Origin of the sequence: Streptomyces sp. NPDC015220, assembly GCF_043079345.1 — a bacterium.
GTDB lineage: Bacteria > Actinomycetota > Actinomycetes > Streptomycetales > Streptomycetaceae > Streptomyces.
On the sequence record NZ_JBIBUK010000023.1, the window covers coordinates 72,220 to 88,331 of the forward strand.

At 73.2% G+C, this 16,112-nt stretch carries 16 protein-coding genes and 1 pseudogene; 9 read left to right on the top strand and 8 right to left on the bottom strand.

The window, feature by feature from the left end; genetic code table 11:
* Positions 1-488 precede the first annotated feature (488 nt).
* Positions 489-682 (top strand): annotated as a pseudogene (locus tag ACF061_RS31890) (CoA-binding protein); the annotation flags it as partial.
* Between the two features lie 274 nt (positions 683-956).
* On the opposite strand, the gene ACF061_RS31895 reads toward ACF061_RS31890, so the two are convergent.
* Positions 957-1,511: a YbaK/EbsC family protein gene (locus ACF061_RS31895; protein ID WP_392270474.1), complete on the bottom strand. Its 555-nt coding sequence runs from the start codon at positions 1,509-1,511 to the stop codon at positions 957-959.
* 43 nt (positions 1,512-1,554) lie between these two features.
* The gene (locus ACF061_RS31900) at positions 1,555-2,127 is read right to left on the bottom strand and encodes a helix-turn-helix domain-containing protein (RefSeq protein WP_392270475.1); all 573 of its coding nucleotides are present in this window, start codon (positions 2,125-2,127) and stop codon (positions 1,555-1,557) included.
* A 93-nt stretch (positions 2,128-2,220) separates the two neighbouring features.
* Between ACF061_RS31900 and ACF061_RS31905 the strand changes: the two genes are divergently transcribed.
* A complete protein-coding gene (locus ACF061_RS31905; RefSeq protein ID WP_392270476.1) occupies positions 2,221-3,078 on the top strand; it encodes an EamA family transporter in 858 nt (285 codons plus the stop codon).
* Positions 3,079-3,282: 204 nt separating this feature from the next.
* Here ACF061_RS31905 and ACF061_RS31910 read toward each other — a convergent pair whose 3' ends face one another.
* Positions 3,283-4,113 carry an acyltransferase gene (locus ACF061_RS31910; protein WP_392270477.1) on the bottom strand — a complete coding sequence of 277 codons (831 nt, stop codon included), beginning with the start codon at positions 4,111-4,113 and terminating at the stop codon, positions 3,283-3,285.
* 122 nt (positions 4,114-4,235) lie between these two features.
* Here ACF061_RS31910 and ACF061_RS31915 point away from each other — a divergent pair, with 122 nt between their 5' ends.
* A complete protein-coding gene (locus ACF061_RS31915) occupies positions 4,236-4,763 on the top strand; it encodes a gamma carbonic anhydrase family protein (protein ID WP_392270478.1) in 528 nt (175 codons plus the stop codon).
* Between the two features lie 156 nt (positions 4,764-4,919).
* On the opposite strand, the gene ACF061_RS31920 is transcribed toward ACF061_RS31915, so the two are convergent.
* Positions 4,920-5,573, bottom strand: a complete 654-nt coding sequence (locus ACF061_RS31920; protein WP_392270479.1) for a DedA family protein — start codon at positions 5,571-5,573, stop codon at positions 4,920-4,922.
* 304 nt (positions 5,574-5,877) lie between these two features.
* Between ACF061_RS31920 and galU the strand changes: the two genes are divergently transcribed.
* Positions 5,878-6,876, top strand: coding sequence for a UTP--glucose-1-phosphate uridylyltransferase GalU (galU, locus tag ACF061_RS31925; protein ID WP_392270480.1), 999 nt, complete (start codon positions 5,878-5,880; stop codon positions 6,874-6,876).
* A gap of 255 nt (positions 6,877-7,131) precedes the next feature.
* Here the strand turns inward: galU and ACF061_RS31930 are convergent, their stop codons facing one another.
* Positions 7,132-7,569: a DUF4442 domain-containing protein gene (locus tag ACF061_RS31930; protein WP_392270528.1), complete on the bottom strand. Its 438-nt coding sequence runs from the start codon at positions 7,567-7,569 to the stop codon at positions 7,132-7,134.
* Between the two features lie 147 nt (positions 7,570-7,716).
* On the opposite strand from ACF061_RS31930, the gene ACF061_RS31935 reads away from it, so the two are divergent.
* A complete protein-coding gene (locus ACF061_RS31935) occupies positions 7,717-8,784 on the top strand; it encodes a hypothetical protein (RefSeq protein ID WP_392270481.1) in 1,068 nt (355 codons plus the stop codon).
* Between the two features lie 7 nt (positions 8,785-8,791).
* Here the strand turns inward: ACF061_RS31935 and ACF061_RS31940 are convergent, their stop codons facing one another.
* A complete protein-coding gene (locus tag ACF061_RS31940) occupies positions 8,792-9,583 on the bottom strand; it encodes a spermidine synthase (protein ID WP_392270529.1) in 792 nt (263 codons plus the stop codon).
* A 152-nt stretch (positions 9,584-9,735) separates the two neighbouring features.
* Positions 9,736-10,905 (bottom strand): elongation factor Tu, encoded by a 1,170-nt coding sequence (gene tuf, locus ACF061_RS31945; RefSeq protein WP_392270482.1) that lies wholly within the window; start codon positions 10,903-10,905, stop codon positions 9,736-9,738.
* Between the two features lie 531 nt (positions 10,906-11,436).
* Between tuf and ACF061_RS31950 the strand changes: the two genes are divergently transcribed.
* The 3 genes from ACF061_RS31950 (at position 11,437) to ACF061_RS31960 (ending at position 13,645) form a co-directional block, all read left to right on the top strand.
* Entirely contained in the window at positions 11,437-12,282 is an 846-nt protein-coding gene (locus ACF061_RS31950; RefSeq protein WP_392270483.1) for a TVP38/TMEM64 family protein, read from the top strand.
* 179 nt (positions 12,283-12,461) lie between these two features.
* Positions 12,462-13,337, top strand: coding sequence for an undecaprenyl-diphosphate phosphatase (locus ACF061_RS31955; RefSeq protein ID WP_392270484.1), 876 nt, complete (start codon positions 12,462-12,464; stop codon positions 13,335-13,337).
* Positions 13,338-13,462: 125 nt separating this feature from the next.
* Positions 13,463-13,645, top strand: a complete 183-nt coding sequence (locus ACF061_RS31960; RefSeq protein ID WP_392270485.1) for a hypothetical protein — start codon at positions 13,463-13,465, stop codon at positions 13,643-13,645.
* A gap of 239 nt (positions 13,646-13,884) precedes the next feature.
* Here the strand turns inward: ACF061_RS31960 and ACF061_RS31965 are convergent, their stop codons facing one another.
* Positions 13,885-14,625 (bottom strand): SDR family NAD(P)-dependent oxidoreductase, encoded by a 741-nt coding sequence (locus ACF061_RS31965; RefSeq protein WP_392270486.1) that lies wholly within the window; start codon positions 14,623-14,625, stop codon positions 13,885-13,887.
* A 468-nt stretch (positions 14,626-15,093) separates the two neighbouring features.
* On the opposite strand from ACF061_RS31965, the gene ACF061_RS31970 reads away from it, so the two are divergent.
* Positions 15,094-15,921 carry a YhjD/YihY/BrkB family envelope integrity protein gene (locus tag ACF061_RS31970; protein WP_392270487.1) on the top strand — a complete coding sequence of 276 codons (828 nt, stop codon included), beginning with the start codon at positions 15,094-15,096 and terminating at the stop codon, positions 15,919-15,921.
* The last annotated feature ends 191 nt before the right edge of the window (positions 15,922-16,112 follow it).

Sequence of the window (16,112 nt, forward strand, 5' to 3'; positions counted from 1 at the left end):
TCACGGGACGTCCAGGACGAGCGCCAACAGCAGGGCAATAGGTCGGGAGTGCCCTAGCTTGGTAGTGCGATTCGGTGCCGCGCCAGTTGGGAGTGATCGGCCACCGTGCGACGCGATTCGGAGGACGGCACCATCAGCACCATCCGGCTGATCCGCGGCCCTGACAAGCTCACCTGCGTCCCGCTCGCCGAACCGGACACGTGAGAGGGACCCAAAACTGCTGAGAGCTCCGCCCGTCCGCGCCGGCCGAACGGCCCCGACCAGTGTGCTTCCCCGGTCGGGCCATGAGGGCTGACGGATCTGCTTCTCCGCCCGGGCGCCGCCCACTGCGACCATCGCGGTAACGAGCTCGGCGTCCTGGCTCTCAGTCCTCGGCCGACTCCAGGGGCACGTAGTCGAGTTGACGCAGTACCGCTAGTCCGTCGGCGCCGGGTAGTGGAACGTCACCACGTCCGTACCCGTACGGAATCGTGCCTGCCGGAACTGTCCCGGTGGGCGTGGTCGACGTCTTCGTCAACAGCGAACTGGCCGGCCCGGTCGCCGACGAGGCCGTGGCCAAGGGCGCCAGGGCGGTCTGGTTCCAGCTGGGCGTCGTCGACGAGGACGCCTACGCACGCACCCGGGCCGCGGGGCTCGACATGGTCATGGACCGCTGCCGGCGATCGAAGTCCCCCGCCTGGGCCAGCGCCGCGGCAAGCGAACGTTCGGCCGTGAAGGAGCGGCGTCCGGTGCGTGCTCCGGGCCCCCGCTCGAAGAGCTGCTCGGCGGAGTGCCGACCGGAAGCCCCCTACCGGACGTCCCCGTACCGGACGTCCTCGGGCTTCCGGCCGGTGCGGCGAGTGGGGCCCGCTCGAAGAGCTCGGTGAAGACGTGCCGGGCGTCGCGGCGGGGCGGACACGGCCTGTCGCGGCACCAGGTGTCCGTGGCGCCCGGCGGTCCTGGTCCGGTTCCGGGGGTCAGACTCCGAGCCCGTCCAGCACCACGGCTCCCGGCAGTTCCGCCAACGCCTTGCCCGGCACCAGGAGTTTGCCGCGCCGCCGGCCGCTGCCGACCAGGACGTACGGCAGGTCGACGACGGCGGAGTCGACCAGGAGCGGCCAGCTCCCGGGCAGGCCGATCGGGGTGATGCCGCCGTACTCCATGCCGGTCTCCCCCGTGGCCGCCTCCATCGACGCGAACGAGGCCTTGCGGGCGTCGAGACGACGGCGGACGACGCCGTTGACGTCGACGCGGGTGGTGGACAGCACCAGGCAGGCGGCCAGGCTGGTCTCACCGCCGCGCTTGCCGGCCACCACCACACAGTTCGCGGACCGCTGGAGCAGGTCACGGCCGTAGTGCTCGACGAAGACGGCGGTGTCGGCCCACTGCGGGTCGCTGTCGACGTACAGGATCCGGTCGACGGGAACGCCGCCGCGCCAGTGACGTACGGCCTCGGCGACCGGGCCGATCAGTTCGCCGAGACAGTCGGGGGCGGGAGTGGCCCGCTCGAAGTCTCCGATGGGTGCGCGCATGCCCGCACGCTAACAGTGGCGCGACGCGGTCCGGCCGGGCGTCTCACTGCACGGCTGGGACCGAGACCGCCATCACCATCTCCATGGGCGTGTCACCGGTGTTCGCGTAGATGTGCGGGGTGTCGGCCTCGAAGGACACGCTCGCGCCCGCGGGCACGCGGTACTCCACTCCGTCCACCGTGAGCGTCAGCTCGCCGGCCGTGACGTGGACCAGTTCGAAGGTTCCGCCCGGGTGCGGGTCGGAGGGGCTGCCCTCGCCTGGCATCAGACGCCACTCCCACATCTCCAGCGGGCCCGGCGCCTCGCCGCCCGCCAACAGCCGGCTGTAGCTGCCGGCGTCGGTGTGCCAGAGCCGGACGGCCCGGTCGGCCGGGACGATCCGGACCTTCGGGCCCTGCTCGTAGTCGAGCAGGCTGGTGATGCTGACGCCGAGCGCGTCACCGATCTTGACGACGGTGCCCAGGCTGGGGTTGGTGCGGGCCTGCTCGATCTGGATGAGCATGCCGCGGCTGACCCCCGCACGGGCGGCGAGCGCGTCCAGCGTGAAGCCGCGATCAGCGCGCCAGCGCTTGACGTTGCGCGCCAGGGACTGGGTCAGCAGGTCGAGGTCCGACACATTCCGTCCAATATTTTGGCTGACAGAGTCAATTTCATTGAACTACGGTGAGTTGCACCCGATCGTTCACCGAACTGTACTGCGAGGACTCCCGTGACAGCACTCTTCGCCCTGGCCACCAGCCTCCTGTGGGGGCTGGCCGACTTCGGCGGCGGGCTGCTCACCCGGCGCAACCCGGCCCTGACGGTCGTCGTGGTCTCCCAGTCGATCGCCGCGGTGGTGCTGGGCGCGATCGTGGTGGCCACCGGCGCGTGGAGCGAGGCCGGCCCGCGCCTGTGGTTCGCGTTCGCCGCGGGCCTGGTCGGCCCGGTGGCGCTGCTCTCCTTCTACAAGGCGCTCGCCCTGGGGCCGATGGGCGTGGTGTCGCCGCTCGCCACACTGAGCGTCGCCGTTCCCATCGGGGTCGGCCTGGTGCTCGGGGAGCGGCCGGGCCTGCTGCAGATCGCGGGCATCACGGTCGCCGTCACCGGGGTCGTGCTGGCCGGCGGGCCGCGGTCGCGGGGCGCGGCCGTGCAGCGGCGGACCATCTGGCTGACACTGGTCGCGGCGCTCGGCTTCGGCACGGTGTTCGCCCTGATCGCCGAGGCGTCGACCACCGTCACGGGGCTGTTCCTCGCGCTCTTCGTCCAGCGTGTGACCAACGTGCTCGCGGGCGGCGCGGTACTGTACGCCTCCGCGCGGCGGGGCGCTCAGGTGCTGCCGGCGGGCGGCTTCCCGTGGGCCGCGTTGCCGACGCTCGCCTTCGTCGGCCTGGCGGACGTCGCGGCCAACGGCACGTACTCGGTCGCCGCCCAGCACGGCCCGGTCACCGTGGCCGCGGTGCTCGCCTCGCTCTATCCGGTGGTGACCGCCTTGGCCGCCCGCGGCTTCCTCAGTGAACGGCTCCGGGCGGTGCAGACGGCCGGAGCGGGACTGGCCCTGCTGGGCACCCTGCTGCTCGCGACCGGCTGAGCGGCGGACGACCCGCGGCTCCCGACCGGCAACAGCCGGCAGACGGCATCCGGCTCCCGCACGGGAGAAGACCGCCCGGACCGCCGTACGGCGGCGGCCGGACCCCCGTACGGCAGACGGCCCGGACCCCCGTACGGCAAGCGGTCGTCGCACGGGTGGGTCCGCCGACGGCCGGGCGGCGCGGCCGGTCACCGCCGGAGCGGCTCAGCCCTCCGTCTCCAGCCCGGCGAGGTCCGGGCCGGCCGGCCGGTTCGCGGCCCCGAGGTGCGCGGGGTCCGGCTCGTCCAGCTCGGCCAGCCGGGCCACGCTCTCCTCGTCCAGGTCCGCCAGGGCCAGCAACTGCTCGGGCGTGACGCCGTCCGGTATCGGCACCGGGGCCGGTGTCCGCAGCGGCGGCTGCCAGCCCTCGGCGGGCGTCCAGCGGCGTACGACCCGCGCGGGCGCCCCCGCGACGACCGCGTGGTCGGGCACCTCGCCGCGGACCACCGCACCGGCCGCGACCACCACGTTCCGGCCGACGCGGGCGCCGGGCAGGATCACCGCCCCGGTGCCGATCCAGCATCCGGGCCCGATCTCCACCGGCTCCATCCGCGGCCACTGCTTGCCGATGGGCTGGTGCGGGTCGTCGTAGGAGTGGTTGGTGGAGGTCACGTAGACGTACGGTCCGAAATAGCAGTCGCTGCCGATGGTGACCGTCGTGTCGGCGATGACGTGGCTGCCGCGGCCGAGGACGACGCCGTCGCCGATGCGCAGGATGGGCTCCGGGCCGAGGTCCAGGTCGGGCATCAGACCGGCGGTCAGCGTGACCTGCTCACCGACGATGCAGTACGCGCCGAGGTGGATCCACGGCTCGCCGAAGACCGTGCCGATCGGGAAGGCGAGCCGGGTCCCCGTTCCCATCGCGCCGAAGCGGAGGCGCCCGGGGTGCTCCGCCGTCACCGAGCCCGTGCGCTGCACCCAGGCCCAGCCCGCGTGGACGGCGCGCTGCGCGAGGCGGCGCCGCCAGGATGAGAACGTGTTCTTGCGCTTGGGCACCCGCTCACCGTACTCAGCCCGCGGTGGACCCGAGCGGCCCGACGCCTGTGATCTTCACCCCACGGGATGACGTACGGTGCCGGGAGACCGTGGCCCTGAAGGCAGTGAAAGGCAGGACGAGCATGACGCACAAGGCGCTGATCGCGGGCATCGGCGGCCGGGAGCCGCAGGTGGACGAGGAGGCGTTCGTGGCGCCCACGGCCACGGTGATCGGTGACGTCGCGCTGGGCGCGGGCGCGAGCGTCTGGTACGGCGCGGTGCTGCGCGGCGACGTCGAGCGGATCACCGTCGGCGCGAGCAGCAACATCCAGGACAACTGCACGCTGCACGCCGACCCGGGCTTCCCGGTCGGCGTGGGCGAGCGGGTGTCCGTCGGGCACAACGCGGTGGTGCACGGCGCCACGGTCGAGGACGACTGCCTGATCGGCATGGGGGCCACGGTGCTGAACGGCGCGGTGATCGGCGCCGGATCGCTGGTGGCCGCGCAGGCTCTGGTTCCGCAGGGGATGCGGGTGCCGCCGGGGTCGCTCGTGGCGGGCGTGCCGGCCAAGGTCCGGCGGGAGCTGACGGAGGAGGAGCGTCAGGGAATCACGTTGAACGGGACGATGTACGCGGAGCTGGCGACGGCGCACCGCGAGGTCCACGAGTAGGAGGACGCCGCGGCGTGCGGGCGTCGGAGGACGCGGCCCGCACGGACCGGCCGCCCCTGCGCGCGAGAGCCATACCGAGCCGACCCGGCCGCCCCCGCGCGCGGGCCGTCCCGCTCGGCGTCCGTCCGCTCGGCGTCCGTCCGCTGGGGGGCGGTGCTACTCCCCGGCGGGGACCGGCTCCGGTTCCTCGGTCTTCGGGTGGGCGGCCTGCGCCTTCTTCGCCTTGCGCTTGATCACCAGCATCGACGCGAGGCCGATGAGCACGGCCACCACCAGGCCGAGGTAGGAGAACTTCTTCAGCCAGGACTCGGCGACGACACCGACGTAGTAGATGACGGCCGTCGTGCCGCCCGCCCAGCAGATGCCGCCGAGGACGTTGGCGATCAGGAACTTCCAGTACGGCATGTGCAGCACGCCGGCGAGCGGGCCGGCGAAGATGCGGAGCAGGGCGACGAAGCGGCCGAAGAACACGGCCCACATGCCCCACTTCTGGAAGGAGCGCTCGGCGGTGGCGACATGTCCCTCGCTGAAGTGCCTGGGGAACTTAGCCCCGAGCCAGGCGAGCAGGGGCCTGCCGCCCCTGCGTCCGATGGCGTAGCCGATCGAGTCGCCGACCACCGCGCCGACCACGGCACACGCGCCGAGCACGAAGGGGTTGATCTCCGAGTGCTGGGAGGACATCAGCGCGGCGGAGACCAGGACTATCTCGCCGGGCAGTGGGATGCCCAGGCTCTCCAGACCGATGACCAGCGCCACCACGGCGTAGACAGCGGCCGCGGGTACTGTGTCGAGCCACTCCTGGACGTGCACCGCCGGTTCCTCCCCGTCTCGCGCCCATGCGTTCCCGGAAGCGCCGCGAGGACGCGCCCTCCCGGGAAGCCTACCGGTTCGGTCCGCGGGGGCGGCGGCCGTCGGGCCGGGCCGGAGGGTCCGTGCGGGCCCGGGCGGGGATCCCGGCCTGATCCGGACGGACGGCGCCGCCTCCGGGGCGCTCCCCGAAGGCGCGGGGAGCGAGCGGGGAGGATCCGGTCGTCGGCCCGTGCCTCCCCGTCCCACAGCGCACTCCCATGTGCCTCCGGGCTCGCTCTCATCCCGGCGGGCCAGCATGACCGGCATGATCAACCCCGGTTCCGCACCAGTGTCCGCGCCCGCTCTCACGTCGGCGCCCGCCGTCCGCACCGCCGGCGCCGCCCACACCGCCCGTTCCGTCCGCAAGGCCGTCATCCCGGCCGCCGGGCTCGGCACCCGGTTCCTGCCGGCGACGAAGGCGACGCCGAAGGAGATGCTGCCGGTGGTCGACAAGCCTGCCATCCAGTACGTCGTCGAGGAGGCGGCGGCAGCGGGGCTCGGTGACATCCTGATGGTCACCGGCCGTCACAAGCGGGCGATCGAGGACCATTTCGACCACGCCTTCGAACTGGAGCAGGCACTGGCGGCCAAGGGGGACACCGTGCGGCTGGACGCCGTGCGCGCCCCCGCGCGCCTCGCGGCCATCCACCACATCCGCCAGCGCGAACCGCTCGGCCTCGGTCACGCCGTGCTCTGCGCCCGCCACCACGTCGGTGACCAGCCGTTCGCCGTGCTCCTCGGCGACGACCTGATCGACCCGCGCGAAACCCTGCTGAGCCGCATGCTGGAGGTCCGTGACCAGCACGCGGGCAGCGTGGTCGCCCTCATGGAGGTCGACCCGGCGCAGATCCACCTCTACGGCTGCGCGGCCGTGGAACCGACCGGCGACGACGGCGTCGTACGCGTCACGGGCCTGGTCGAGAAGCCGGCGCGCGAGGACGCGCCGAGCTCCTACGCCGTGATCGGCCGCTACGTCCTCGACGCCGAGGTGTTCGGCGTCCTGGAACGCACCCGGCCCGGTCGCGGCGGCGAGATCCAACTGACCGACGCCCTCCAGGAACTGGCCGCGGGCGGCACGGTGCACGGCGTCGTGTTCGACGGCCCGCGCTACGACACCGGGGACAAGGCGGACTATCTGCGTACGGTCGTCCGGCTGGCCTGCGACCGCCCGGACCTGGGGCCCGCGTTCCTCTCCTGGCTCAAGGAGTTCGTCGCGGCGGCGGAGAGCGACGGCGCCGCCCCGGGGCGGCGGATCGCCGCGTAGCGACCGGACCACCGGACGAGGCCCCGGGACGCCACGCGGACAACCGGACACCGAGCGCGGGACCGGGACGCCACGCGGGGAACCGGATCACCGGACGGACCGGCGGCTCCCATGCCGCGCGGGACGGTGCGACGCGCGCGGGCGAGGCGCGGGGGCGAGGTCACGACGCGGCGGTTCCGGGCGGCGGGCGCCTCGGACCGGCCCGCCGCCCAGGCCCCGCCCGGCCTCAGGGCCTCACCGTGCCCCGAACGGCACTCAGTTGTTCGGCCGAAGCGTCCACACGACCGTCATCTCGGTCGTCACGGCGCCGTCCTCGCGCTGGATCCGCACGGTCACCGGGAACTCCGGGCGGACTCCCGCGTCGAGTTCGGCGACCACCTCGGCGGCGGGACGGCCGAGGGTCGCGGTGGCCTTGACCGGGCCGAGGGCGATCTTCTTGAACGCGATCTGGGCGTTCACCGGCAGCGGCACCGCCCGCGAGAGCTGGTCGCCGAAGGCGGCGAGGACGATCGCGCCGCTGGCCGACTCCCCGAGCGTGAACATCGCTCCGGCGTGCGGTCCGCCGACGTGGTTGCGGTACTCCTCCTGGTCCGGCAGGGACAGCACCGCCCGCTCGGGAGTGGTCTCCAGGTACTCCAGGTTCAGGGTCCGGACCATCGGCACCGTGGCGGCGAGCATCTCGCCGATCGACATCTGGTCTGCGCTCATGAGCCGAAGGTTACTAGTGAGTAGCTAAGCTGACCAGAGCGGGCGCCGCACCGGCGTCCCCGGTCTTCCGGTGCGTCCCTGACAAGATCCGGTGACCCGATCGTGTCCCCCGCGCCGCTAGGGTTACTGCCCATGTGGCCAGGACAGCAGCCGCCCGGGGGCGAGCAGAACCCGCAGAACAACCCGTACCAGCAGCCGGGTTATCAGCAGCCGAATCCCTATCAGCAGCCCGGCTACCAGCAGCCCGGCCCTTACGGCCGGCAGCAGGGACCGTACGGGCAGCAGCCCGGTCCCTACGGGCAACAGCCGCAGCAGCCCCAGTGGGGCCAGGCGGGCCCGGCGGGGGCGCCGCAGCCGCAGCAGGGCCCCGGTGGCGGCGGCACCGGAGGCGGGAACCGGACGAAGCTCGTCGCGATCATCGCCGCCGCGGCCGTGGTCGTGGCCGCCGGTGTGACCGGGTTCCTGGTCCTCGGCGGGAAGAAGGACGACAAGGCGGACGGCGGCAAGGACGACCACAAGGCGAGCCCGACCGGTTCGGCGCCTGCGTCCACCGGGAACGGCACCCCGGCGCCGCAGGACAACCCGCGCGGCATGGAGACGGAGAAGCCGCAGATCGCGGGCTGGAAGGTCGTGGTGAACCCCAAGTGGGGCATCGCCTTCGACGTGCCGGCGGACTGGGAGGTGAAGGCTCCCGGTCTCGGCATCGCCTTCGAGGACGACAAGACGGGCAAGCCCGTCGCCTACATGTCCGGCACGGCCGAGTACAAGTCGAAGTGGTGCACCTCCGACGACGACAAGGACGGCCGCACGGAGGACACCTCGCTGGCGGCGGTGGGCAGCAAGGGCGCCGACGGCGCGAAGAACACCGACGAGGTCGCGGTGAACACCGTCGCCTGGTGGATCTACGGCGGGTACACCCAGCCCGACAAGAAGAGCCTCACCTTCGACCAGAAGGCCAAGCCCTACAGGACGACGTCGGGCGTCCAGGGCAGCATCGCCTGGGCCCGGTCGACGAACACGCCGATGAAGGGCAAGTGCGCGAGCGACGGCAAGGCGCTCACCTTCGGCTTCAAGAACTCCGCCGGCGACTTCGTGTCCTGGAACTTCTTCGGCGCCAAGGGCGTCCGCGAGGAGGTTCCCGAGGCGACCATCATGAAGATCCTCGGCACGGTCCGGCTGCACGGGACGCCCACCGGCTGACCCCGGGTCAGCCGATCCCGAACGCCCCGCCCGGCGGCTCGGGCGACGGTACGGCGTCCGCGTCCCGGACCGGGACGGCGGACCCGGTGAACCGGCGCAGACCGGGGCCGTGTTCGACGCGGGCGGGAAAGACGTCGGCGGCGGTGAGCCTGGCCAGCGCGGCCGTGTCCACGGGGTGGTGCGCGGCGATCAGCACCGCGTTGCCGAAGCGCCGGCCGCGCAGCACGCCCGGTTCGGCGATCAGCGCCAGTTCGGCGAAGACCGCGGCGAAGGTGGCGATCTGGGAGCGCAGGAAGGCGAAGGGCGTGGCGTCGGCGAGGTTGGCGAGGTAGACGCCGTCGGCGCGCAGCACACGCTCCGCCTCCCTGGCGTAGGCCAGGGACGTGAGGTGCGCCGGGATCCGGGAGCCGCCGAACACATCGGCGATCAGCACGTCCGCCGAGTCGGCGGGGGCGGTCTCCAGCCAGGCGCGGGCGTCGGCGGCGTGCAGCGCGACACCGGCGCCGTGGGGCAGCGGAAGGTGCTCCGCGACCAGTTCCAGCAGGCCCCGGTCGGCCTCGACGACGTCCTGGCGCGAGCCGGGGCGGGTCGCGGCGACGTACCGGGGCAGCGTGAGCGCGCCGCCGCCCAGGTGCAGCACGTCCAGCGGACGGCCCGGCCGGGCGAGGGTGTCCAGGACGTGTCCGAGCCGGCGCGCGTACTCGAACTCCAGGTGGGTGGGGTCGTCCAGGTCGACGTAGGACTGCGGCGCACCGTCGACGGTCAGCAGCCAGGCCCGTGCGCGGTCGACGTCGGGCATCAGCTTCGCGCTCCCGTGGTCGACGGCGCGGGTGACGGGTATGGAATCGGACTCGCTCACGGGTCCATTGTGCCGGTGCGGATCCCCGGCGGGCCGGGTGGGACCGCGCGGCCGGCTCCCGGCCACGCGGTCCCCCGCTCACCGCGGTCCCCTCACTCGACGGCGGTCACCGTGCCCGCGCCGACGGTCCGGCCGCCCTCGCGGACGGCGAAGCCGAGCCCCGGCTCCAGGGGCACCGCGCGCCCCAGTTCCACCGTCATCGTGACGGTGTCACCGGGCCGTGCGACCGCGACCTCGCCGAGGTCCACGTCACCGACCACGTCGGCGGTGCGGATGTAGAACTGCGGCCGGTATCCGGTGGACACCGGTGTCGTACGGCCGCCCTCGCGCGCCGAGAGCACGTACACCCGCGCGGTGAAGCGCCGCCGGGGTGTGACGCTGCCGGGCGCCGCGACGACGTGGCCGCGGCGGACCGCGTCACGCGGGACACCGCGCAGCAGCAGCGCCACGTTGTCCCCGGCCTGCGCCTCGGTCATCGGCTTGCCGAAGGTCTCCAGGCCGGTGACCACCGTCTGCGCACCCGCGCCCAGCACCTCGACCCGGTCGCCCACGCGGACGGTGCCGCGCTCGACGGCGCCGGTGACGACGGTGCCGCGGCCGGTGATGGTGAGCACGTTCTCCACCGGGAGCAGGAACGGCGCGTCCAGATACCGCTCCGGCATGGGCACATAGGTGTCCACCGCGTCGAGCAGCGCCTCGATCGAGGCCGTCCACCGGGGGTCGCCCTCCAGCGCCTTCAGCCCGGAGACGCGCACGACGGGTACCGCGTCGCCGCCGTAGCCCTGCTCGGTGAGCAGGTCGCGGACCTCCAGTTCGACGAGGTCGACGAGCTCCTCGTCGCCCGCGTCCGCCTTGTTGAGCGCGACGACGATGTGGTCGACGCCCACCTGCCGGGCGAGCAGCACGTGTTCGGCGGTCTGCGGCATGATCCCGTCGAGCGCGGAGACGACGAGGATCGCCCCGTCGAGCTGCGCGGCCCCGGTGACCATGTTCTTGACGTAGTCGGCGTGACCCGGCATGTCCACGTGCGCGTAGTGCCGGGTGTCCGTCTCGTACTCGACGTGCGCGATGTTGATGGTGATGCCGCGCGCGGCCTCCTCCGGCGCGCGGTCGATGCGGTCGAAGGGCACGAACGTGCCGGTGCCCCGCTCGGCCAGGACCTTGGTGATGGCGGCGGTCAGGGTGGTCTTGCCGTGGTCGACGTGGCCCATCGTGCCGATGTTCAGATGCGGTTTGGTGCGTGCGTACGCCGTCTTGGGCATGGCTGTACCTCGAAGCCTGATAGGTGTGACGCGGGGACCCCGGGAGAAGACCGACCCTCCCCCTGCGGGGTCCGCCGGACGATCCGGGGAGGGTCAGCTTCGGGCGCCGTCGACCGTGGCGAGGAGGACCGGGACGGCAGCCTTCGGAGCATCCGCGACCGCGGATGCTGCGAGGACGAAGGCGTACCGGAACATGCTTCGATCATCGCCGACCGCGACAGGCGCGTCGAATGGTTTTCGACAAGCGCGGCAAAACGGCGGTTGACGGTCTCTCAGTGACGGATGTGCTCCAACGCCTCGCCCGCGGACGGCAAATCGGGCCGGCCCGTCCCGGGCCGGGAAGGCCCGCGTCGGCTCCGGGGCCGTCCCGGCGTGCTCGCGCGGGCGCCGGCGAATCGCCCGGCGGACCGGGAGCCGGGGCGTTCGGGGCCGGGAGCCGGGGCGTTCGGACCGGCGTGAGCGCCCTCGTCTGTGACACTCATGAGACGAACCGTACGGCGATCAGACATATCTGTCGGTTAGTGTCACAAGATGCTCGATGCCACCACCCGCTCTGGGGGCACCGCCACGGCCTCTCCCCGGGCCACCGCCACGGAGCCCGCCGTCGCCGCCCCGGCCGGGCCGGCCCCGGCCACCGTGTCCGGCGCACCGGCTTCCGCGGCTCGCGACGCGACCGCCGCCGCCTCGTCCGCCGCGTCGACGGGGCTCGCCTCCCGGTGCGCGAGAACGCTGCTGTCCCCCTGGTCGCGTCTGTCCCTGCTGCTCGTCCTGCTCGCGGCGGCCGGCACCTCCGTGCTGCTCTTCCAGCCGCAGCGGCTGCTGACGCACGGCTGGCCGCCGCAACTCGGCGGGGCCGCGGCGGCGGTGGTGTTCGCGGTGGCCTACGGCCTGTGCGCGGTGGCGTTCCTGCCCCGGCCGCTGCTGAACCTCGCCGCGGGCGCGCTGTTCGGCTCCCAGTCGGGGCTCGCGGCGGCACTGGCCGGTACGGTGCTGGGCGCCGGGGTCTCCTTCGGTCTGGGCCGGGTGCTGGGCCAGGACGCGTTGCGTCCGCTGCTGCGCGGCCGACTGCTGAAGGCGGCGGACGGACAGCTCAGCCGGCACGGCTTCCGGTCGATGCTGGCGGCACGGCTGTTCCCCGGGGTGCCGTTCTGGGCCGCGAACTACTGTGCCGCCGTCTCCCGCATGGGATGGCCCGCTTTCCTGCTGGCCACGGCGATCGGCTCGGTCCCGAACACCGCCGCCTACGTCGTCGCCGGCTCCCGCGCCGCCGCGCCCACCTCACCGGCCTTCCTGATCGCGATGGCCTGCATCGCCGTACCGGCCCTGGTGGCCGCGGCGGTCACCTGGCGCAAACGCCACCATCTGCGCGCCCGTTGAGGGACGGCGGCGCTCCGAATCCCGCCCCGGCCCCCTCGAAGTAAAGAGGAAGCAAACTCCCGGTAGGGTTCTGGTCATCTCCAGGCGTTACGCTGCCCCCGCGCGCACCGGATCACCGCACAGGACGGTCCGGGGCGTCCGCCGCCCGTTCCCGACCGGCACAGGGGCTCCCTTCCTCCATGACCTGGCTTGAATCCCTCGTCCTCGGACTCGTCCAGGGACTGACCGAGTTCCTCCCCGTGTCCTCCAGCGCGCATCTGCGGCTGACGGCCGCCTTCTCCGGCTGGCGGGATCCGGGCGCGGCCTTCACCGCGATCACCCAGATCGGCACCGAGGCGGCCGTACTGATCTACTTCCGCAAGGACATCGGCCGGATCCTCGCCGCCTGGTCGCGCTCGCTCGTCGACAGGTCGATGCGCCAGGACCCGGACGCCCGCACGGGCTGGCTGGTGATCGTCGGCTCGATACCCATCGGCGTGCTCGGCCTGACGCTCAAGGACCAGATCGAGGGGCCGTTCCGCGACCTGCGGGTCACCGCGGCGATGCTCGTCCTGATCGGCGTGGTCATCGGCGTCGCGGACCGGCTCGCGGCGCGCGACGAGAAGGGTGGCCGGCACCGGGCCCCGAAACAGCGCAAGGACCTGTCGGACCTCGGCGTCAAGGACGGCCTGGTCTACGGCTGTTGCCAGGCACTGGCCCTCGTCCCCGGTGTCTCCCGGTCCGGCGCCACCATCAGCGGCGGGCTGTTCATGGGCTACCGGCGCGAGGCGGCGGCCCGCTACTCCTTCCTGCTGGCCGTCCCCGCCGTACTGGCCTCCGGCGCCTTCGAGTTGAAGGACGCGATGGCGAGCGGCCAGGTGGCGTGGGGGCCGACGCTCTTCGCGACGCTGGTCGCCTTCGCCTCCGGGTACGCCGTCATCGCCTGGTTCATGAAGTACATCTCGACCAAGAGCTTCATGCCGTTCGTGTGGTACCGGATCGCGCTCGGGATCGTCATCATCGGGCTGGTCACGGCCGGTGTGCTCAGCCCGCACGCGGCCGAGCCCGCGGAGTGAACCGGACGGCCGGACGGCTCCGTCCCGGCGTCCGACCGGTCGGACGCGGCCCGGGTGACCGAGTCCATACGGTTCGAGTAGCCGTCCGGTAGCGCAGCGTCAGTGCTTGCCCCTAGGCTTGGGCCATGTCCCCCGATTCCATGACCCTTGGTTCCGTGCGGTCCGCGGCCGAGCTGAACGAGCAGATCCGGGCGCTCTGGCTGCGCTCCGGCGGGTCCCTGTCGGCCCAGGAGCGCGCGGAGTACGAACTGCTGGTGGTCGAGTGGGCCGCCGCCATCCGGGGCGGGGTGGTCAAGGCCGCCGCCTGAGGCCCACCGCCGGAAAGTCCGGGCGCTCGACCGGCACGCCGGCACCCACCCGGACCGCCGGAGGCCCGCCCGGCGCCTCGACCCTCGCCCGGCCGCCGAAGAGTCCGCCCAGGCGCCGGGGAACAGCGCGCAGGCGCCGAAGAACCCGGCGGAGCCTTTGAACGCCTGCCCGGCGGGCGCCCCGCCCCCGCACACGCACCGGACGTCTGCCCGGCCCGCCCACGCACCCGCCGACGCGCTCAGCGCCCGCCCGACACCCGCAGCACCGCCCCCGACGCGTAGGACGCGTCCGGCGACATCAGCCAGGCGACGGCCGCGGCGACCTCCTCGGCCCGCCCGGCCCTGCGCAGCGGGATGACGTCGGCGGCGCGCCGGGTCCGGTCCGGGTCGCCCATCTCCGCGTGCATCTCGGTCTCGATCATGCCGGGCGCGACCGCGTTGACGCGGATGCCGTCCGGGCCCAGTTCCTTGGCCAGCCCCATGGTCAGGGTGTCGACGGCGGCCTTCGTCGCCGCGTAGTGGACGAACTCGCCGGGACTGCCGAGCGTGGCCGCCGCGGACGACATGTTCACGATCACGCCACTTCCCCGGGGGGCCATGAGCTGTGCGGCGCGCCGCGAACACAGCAGCGTACCGAGGAGATTGACGTCCACGACCCGGCGCAGGTCGGCGGTCGCGGTGTCGGCGAGGCGGCCCAGCGCTCCGGTCACCCCGGCGTTGTTCACCAGCCCCGTCACCGGTCCGAGCCGCTCCTCCGCGGCGGCGAAGAGCCGTTCGACGTCCGCCTCCACGGAGGTGTCCATCCGTACGGTGACGCTGCGCGCCCCGGCCTCGAGCACCTCGTCGGCCACGGCCTCGGCCGCCTCTGTGTCGTGGACGTACCCGATCACGACGTCATGCCCGTCGGCCGCCAGCCGCCGGCAGATCGCGGCGCCGATGCCCCGGCTGCCGCCGGTGACGACTGTCACGAGACGTTTCATGCGGACCTCCATGCGTCTGCGCCGCACTCCCGCCGTGCCGCGCGGCGAGCCCCGTCCGATCAGCCTAGGCCCGCCGGAGCGGGAGCACCTCGCCCGCACGGGGCCGCCCGTCGGGCAGCAGGGCGACGGCCCGTCCCAGGTCACCCGTACGGAGCAATGCGTGGAGCGGGTGCCGCTGCCCCGGGGCGCACCGCGCACACCCCGCTGCGCACCGGCACCACGGGTGGCGAGCCACGCGACGATCAATCGCTCAGTCATTCGATCGACGTCGGCGCCCCGTGTCACGCCGTGCCCACCGTGCCGGCCCGCTAAGCTCGCCCCGGCACGGGGTTTCCGGTCTTCACGGAGGTCAGGACGGCGGGTATCAGTCGTGAGCGCGTCGTCGGAACGCTGACGTTCTGGCTGCGGCCCGCCTTCGCGTTGAGGGTCGTCAACCGGTTCCAGAAGATCGTGGGCTTCGATCGCTCGATGGCCCTGGCGTCGAGCGCCCTGACCGCACTGGTCCCGCTGCTGATCCTCGGCGGCGCCGTGCTGGGCAGTCTCGTGAGCCACGACGCCGCGGACCGGATCATCAGGCACTACGACCTCACCGGGCCGGGCGCCGAGGCGGTCACGTCCCTGTTCTCCCCGGCAGCGGGCACCAGTGCGAGCGTGGGCGTCGTCGGCGCGCTGTTCCTGGTGATCTCCTTGCTCAGCTTCGCACGAGCCGCGCAGCGCCTGATCGAACAGACCTGGGAACTCGATCCGCTCAGCGTCCGCAACACACGCAACGGCCTGTGGTGGATCCTGGCTCTCGGCGGCTATCTGGCGGTCACCGGCTGGCTCCAGACGCTGCTGGGCGGCGGGCGGCTCCACCTGGCGGCCACGGTGTGCGAGGTACCGCTGACCGGGGTGTTCCTGGTCTGGACCGGTCGGCTGCTGTCCGCCAAGCGCGTCACCGCGCGCGGCCTGCTCCCCTTCGGCGTCGTCGCGGCCCTGCTGACCGCGGCCTATTCGGTGGGGGCGGGCGTCTACCTGCCGCGCGTGTTCAACTCCTCCGCCGAGCGCTACGGATCGATCGGTGCGGTCTTCGCGCTGATCTCGGCCCTCTTCAGCGCCATGCTCGTCATCGTCGCCTCGGCGGCACTGGGACGGGAGGTCCATGACGAGCTGACCCGGATCCGTCAGGGCCATCGTCCCTCCGACAACGAGGTCCGCCGTCAGTGGGACAGCGTGGTCGAGCAGACCCGGTCGCGGTGGCGCGCCGCTCGGGAACTCGGCGCTCGGCACCGTTCCCAGGACCCGGGCCACTCGTAGGCGGGGCCGGTGCGGCGCCCGCGGGCGCCGCACCGGCTGCGACGCACCGCCCGGCCCGCGGCACCGGTCGCGCCCGGCGTACCGCCGGCCCGGGGTCCGGCCGCGGCCCGCTCCTCGGGCCGTCGAGCGCCCCCCGTCCGGCGCGTTCCGCGCGGCGCGGGCAGCATGTCCGGAAAGCGGTGCCCACGCGC

What these genes read in the sequence shown, in the direction of transcription:
- ACF061_RS31895 (WP_392270474.1), bottom strand. Translation starts at nt 1,511, where the DNA reads ATGCGCGCACCCATCGGAGACTTCGAGCGGGCCACTCCCGCCCCCGAC.
- ACF061_RS31915 (WP_392270478.1), top strand. Translation starts at nt 4,236, where the DNA reads ATGACGCACAAGGCGCTGATCGCGGGCATCGGCGGCCGGGAGCCGCAG.
- ACF061_RS31935 (WP_392270481.1), top strand. Translation starts at nt 7,717, where the DNA reads ATGTGGCCAGGACAGCAGCCGCCCGGGGGCGAGCAGAACCCGCAGAAC.
- ACF061_RS31965 (WP_392270486.1), bottom strand. Translation starts at nt 14,625, where the DNA reads ATGAAACGTCTCGTGACAGTCGTCACCGGCGGCAGCCGGGGCATCGGC.
- ACF061_RS31930 (WP_392270528.1), bottom strand. Translation starts at nt 7,569, where the DNA reads ATGTCGATCGGCGAGATGCTCGCCGCCACGGTGCCGATGGTCCGGACC.
- ACF061_RS31950 (WP_392270483.1), top strand. Translation starts at nt 11,437, where the DNA reads ATGCTCGATGCCACCACCCGCTCTGGGGGCACCGCCACGGCCTCTCCC.
- ACF061_RS31960 (WP_392270485.1), top strand. Translation starts at nt 13,463, where the DNA reads ATGTCCCCCGATTCCATGACCCTTGGTTCCGTGCGGTCCGCGGCCGAG.
- ACF061_RS31940 (WP_392270529.1), bottom strand. Translation starts at nt 9,583, where the DNA reads ATGCCCGACGTCGACCGCGCACGGGCCTGGCTGCTGACCGTCGACGGT.
- galU (WP_392270480.1), top strand. Translation starts at nt 5,878, where the DNA reads ATGATCAACCCCGGTTCCGCACCAGTGTCCGCGCCCGCTCTCACGTCG.
- ACF061_RS31970 (WP_392270487.1), top strand. Translation starts at nt 15,094, where the DNA reads ATGGCCCTGGCGTCGAGCGCCCTGACCGCACTGGTCCCGCTGCTGATC.
- tuf (WP_392270482.1), bottom strand. Translation starts at nt 10,905, where the DNA reads ATGCCCAAGACGGCGTACGCACGCACCAAACCGCATCTGAACATCGGC.
- ACF061_RS31955 (WP_392270484.1), top strand. Translation starts at nt 12,462, where the DNA reads ATGACCTGGCTTGAATCCCTCGTCCTCGGACTCGTCCAGGGACTGACC.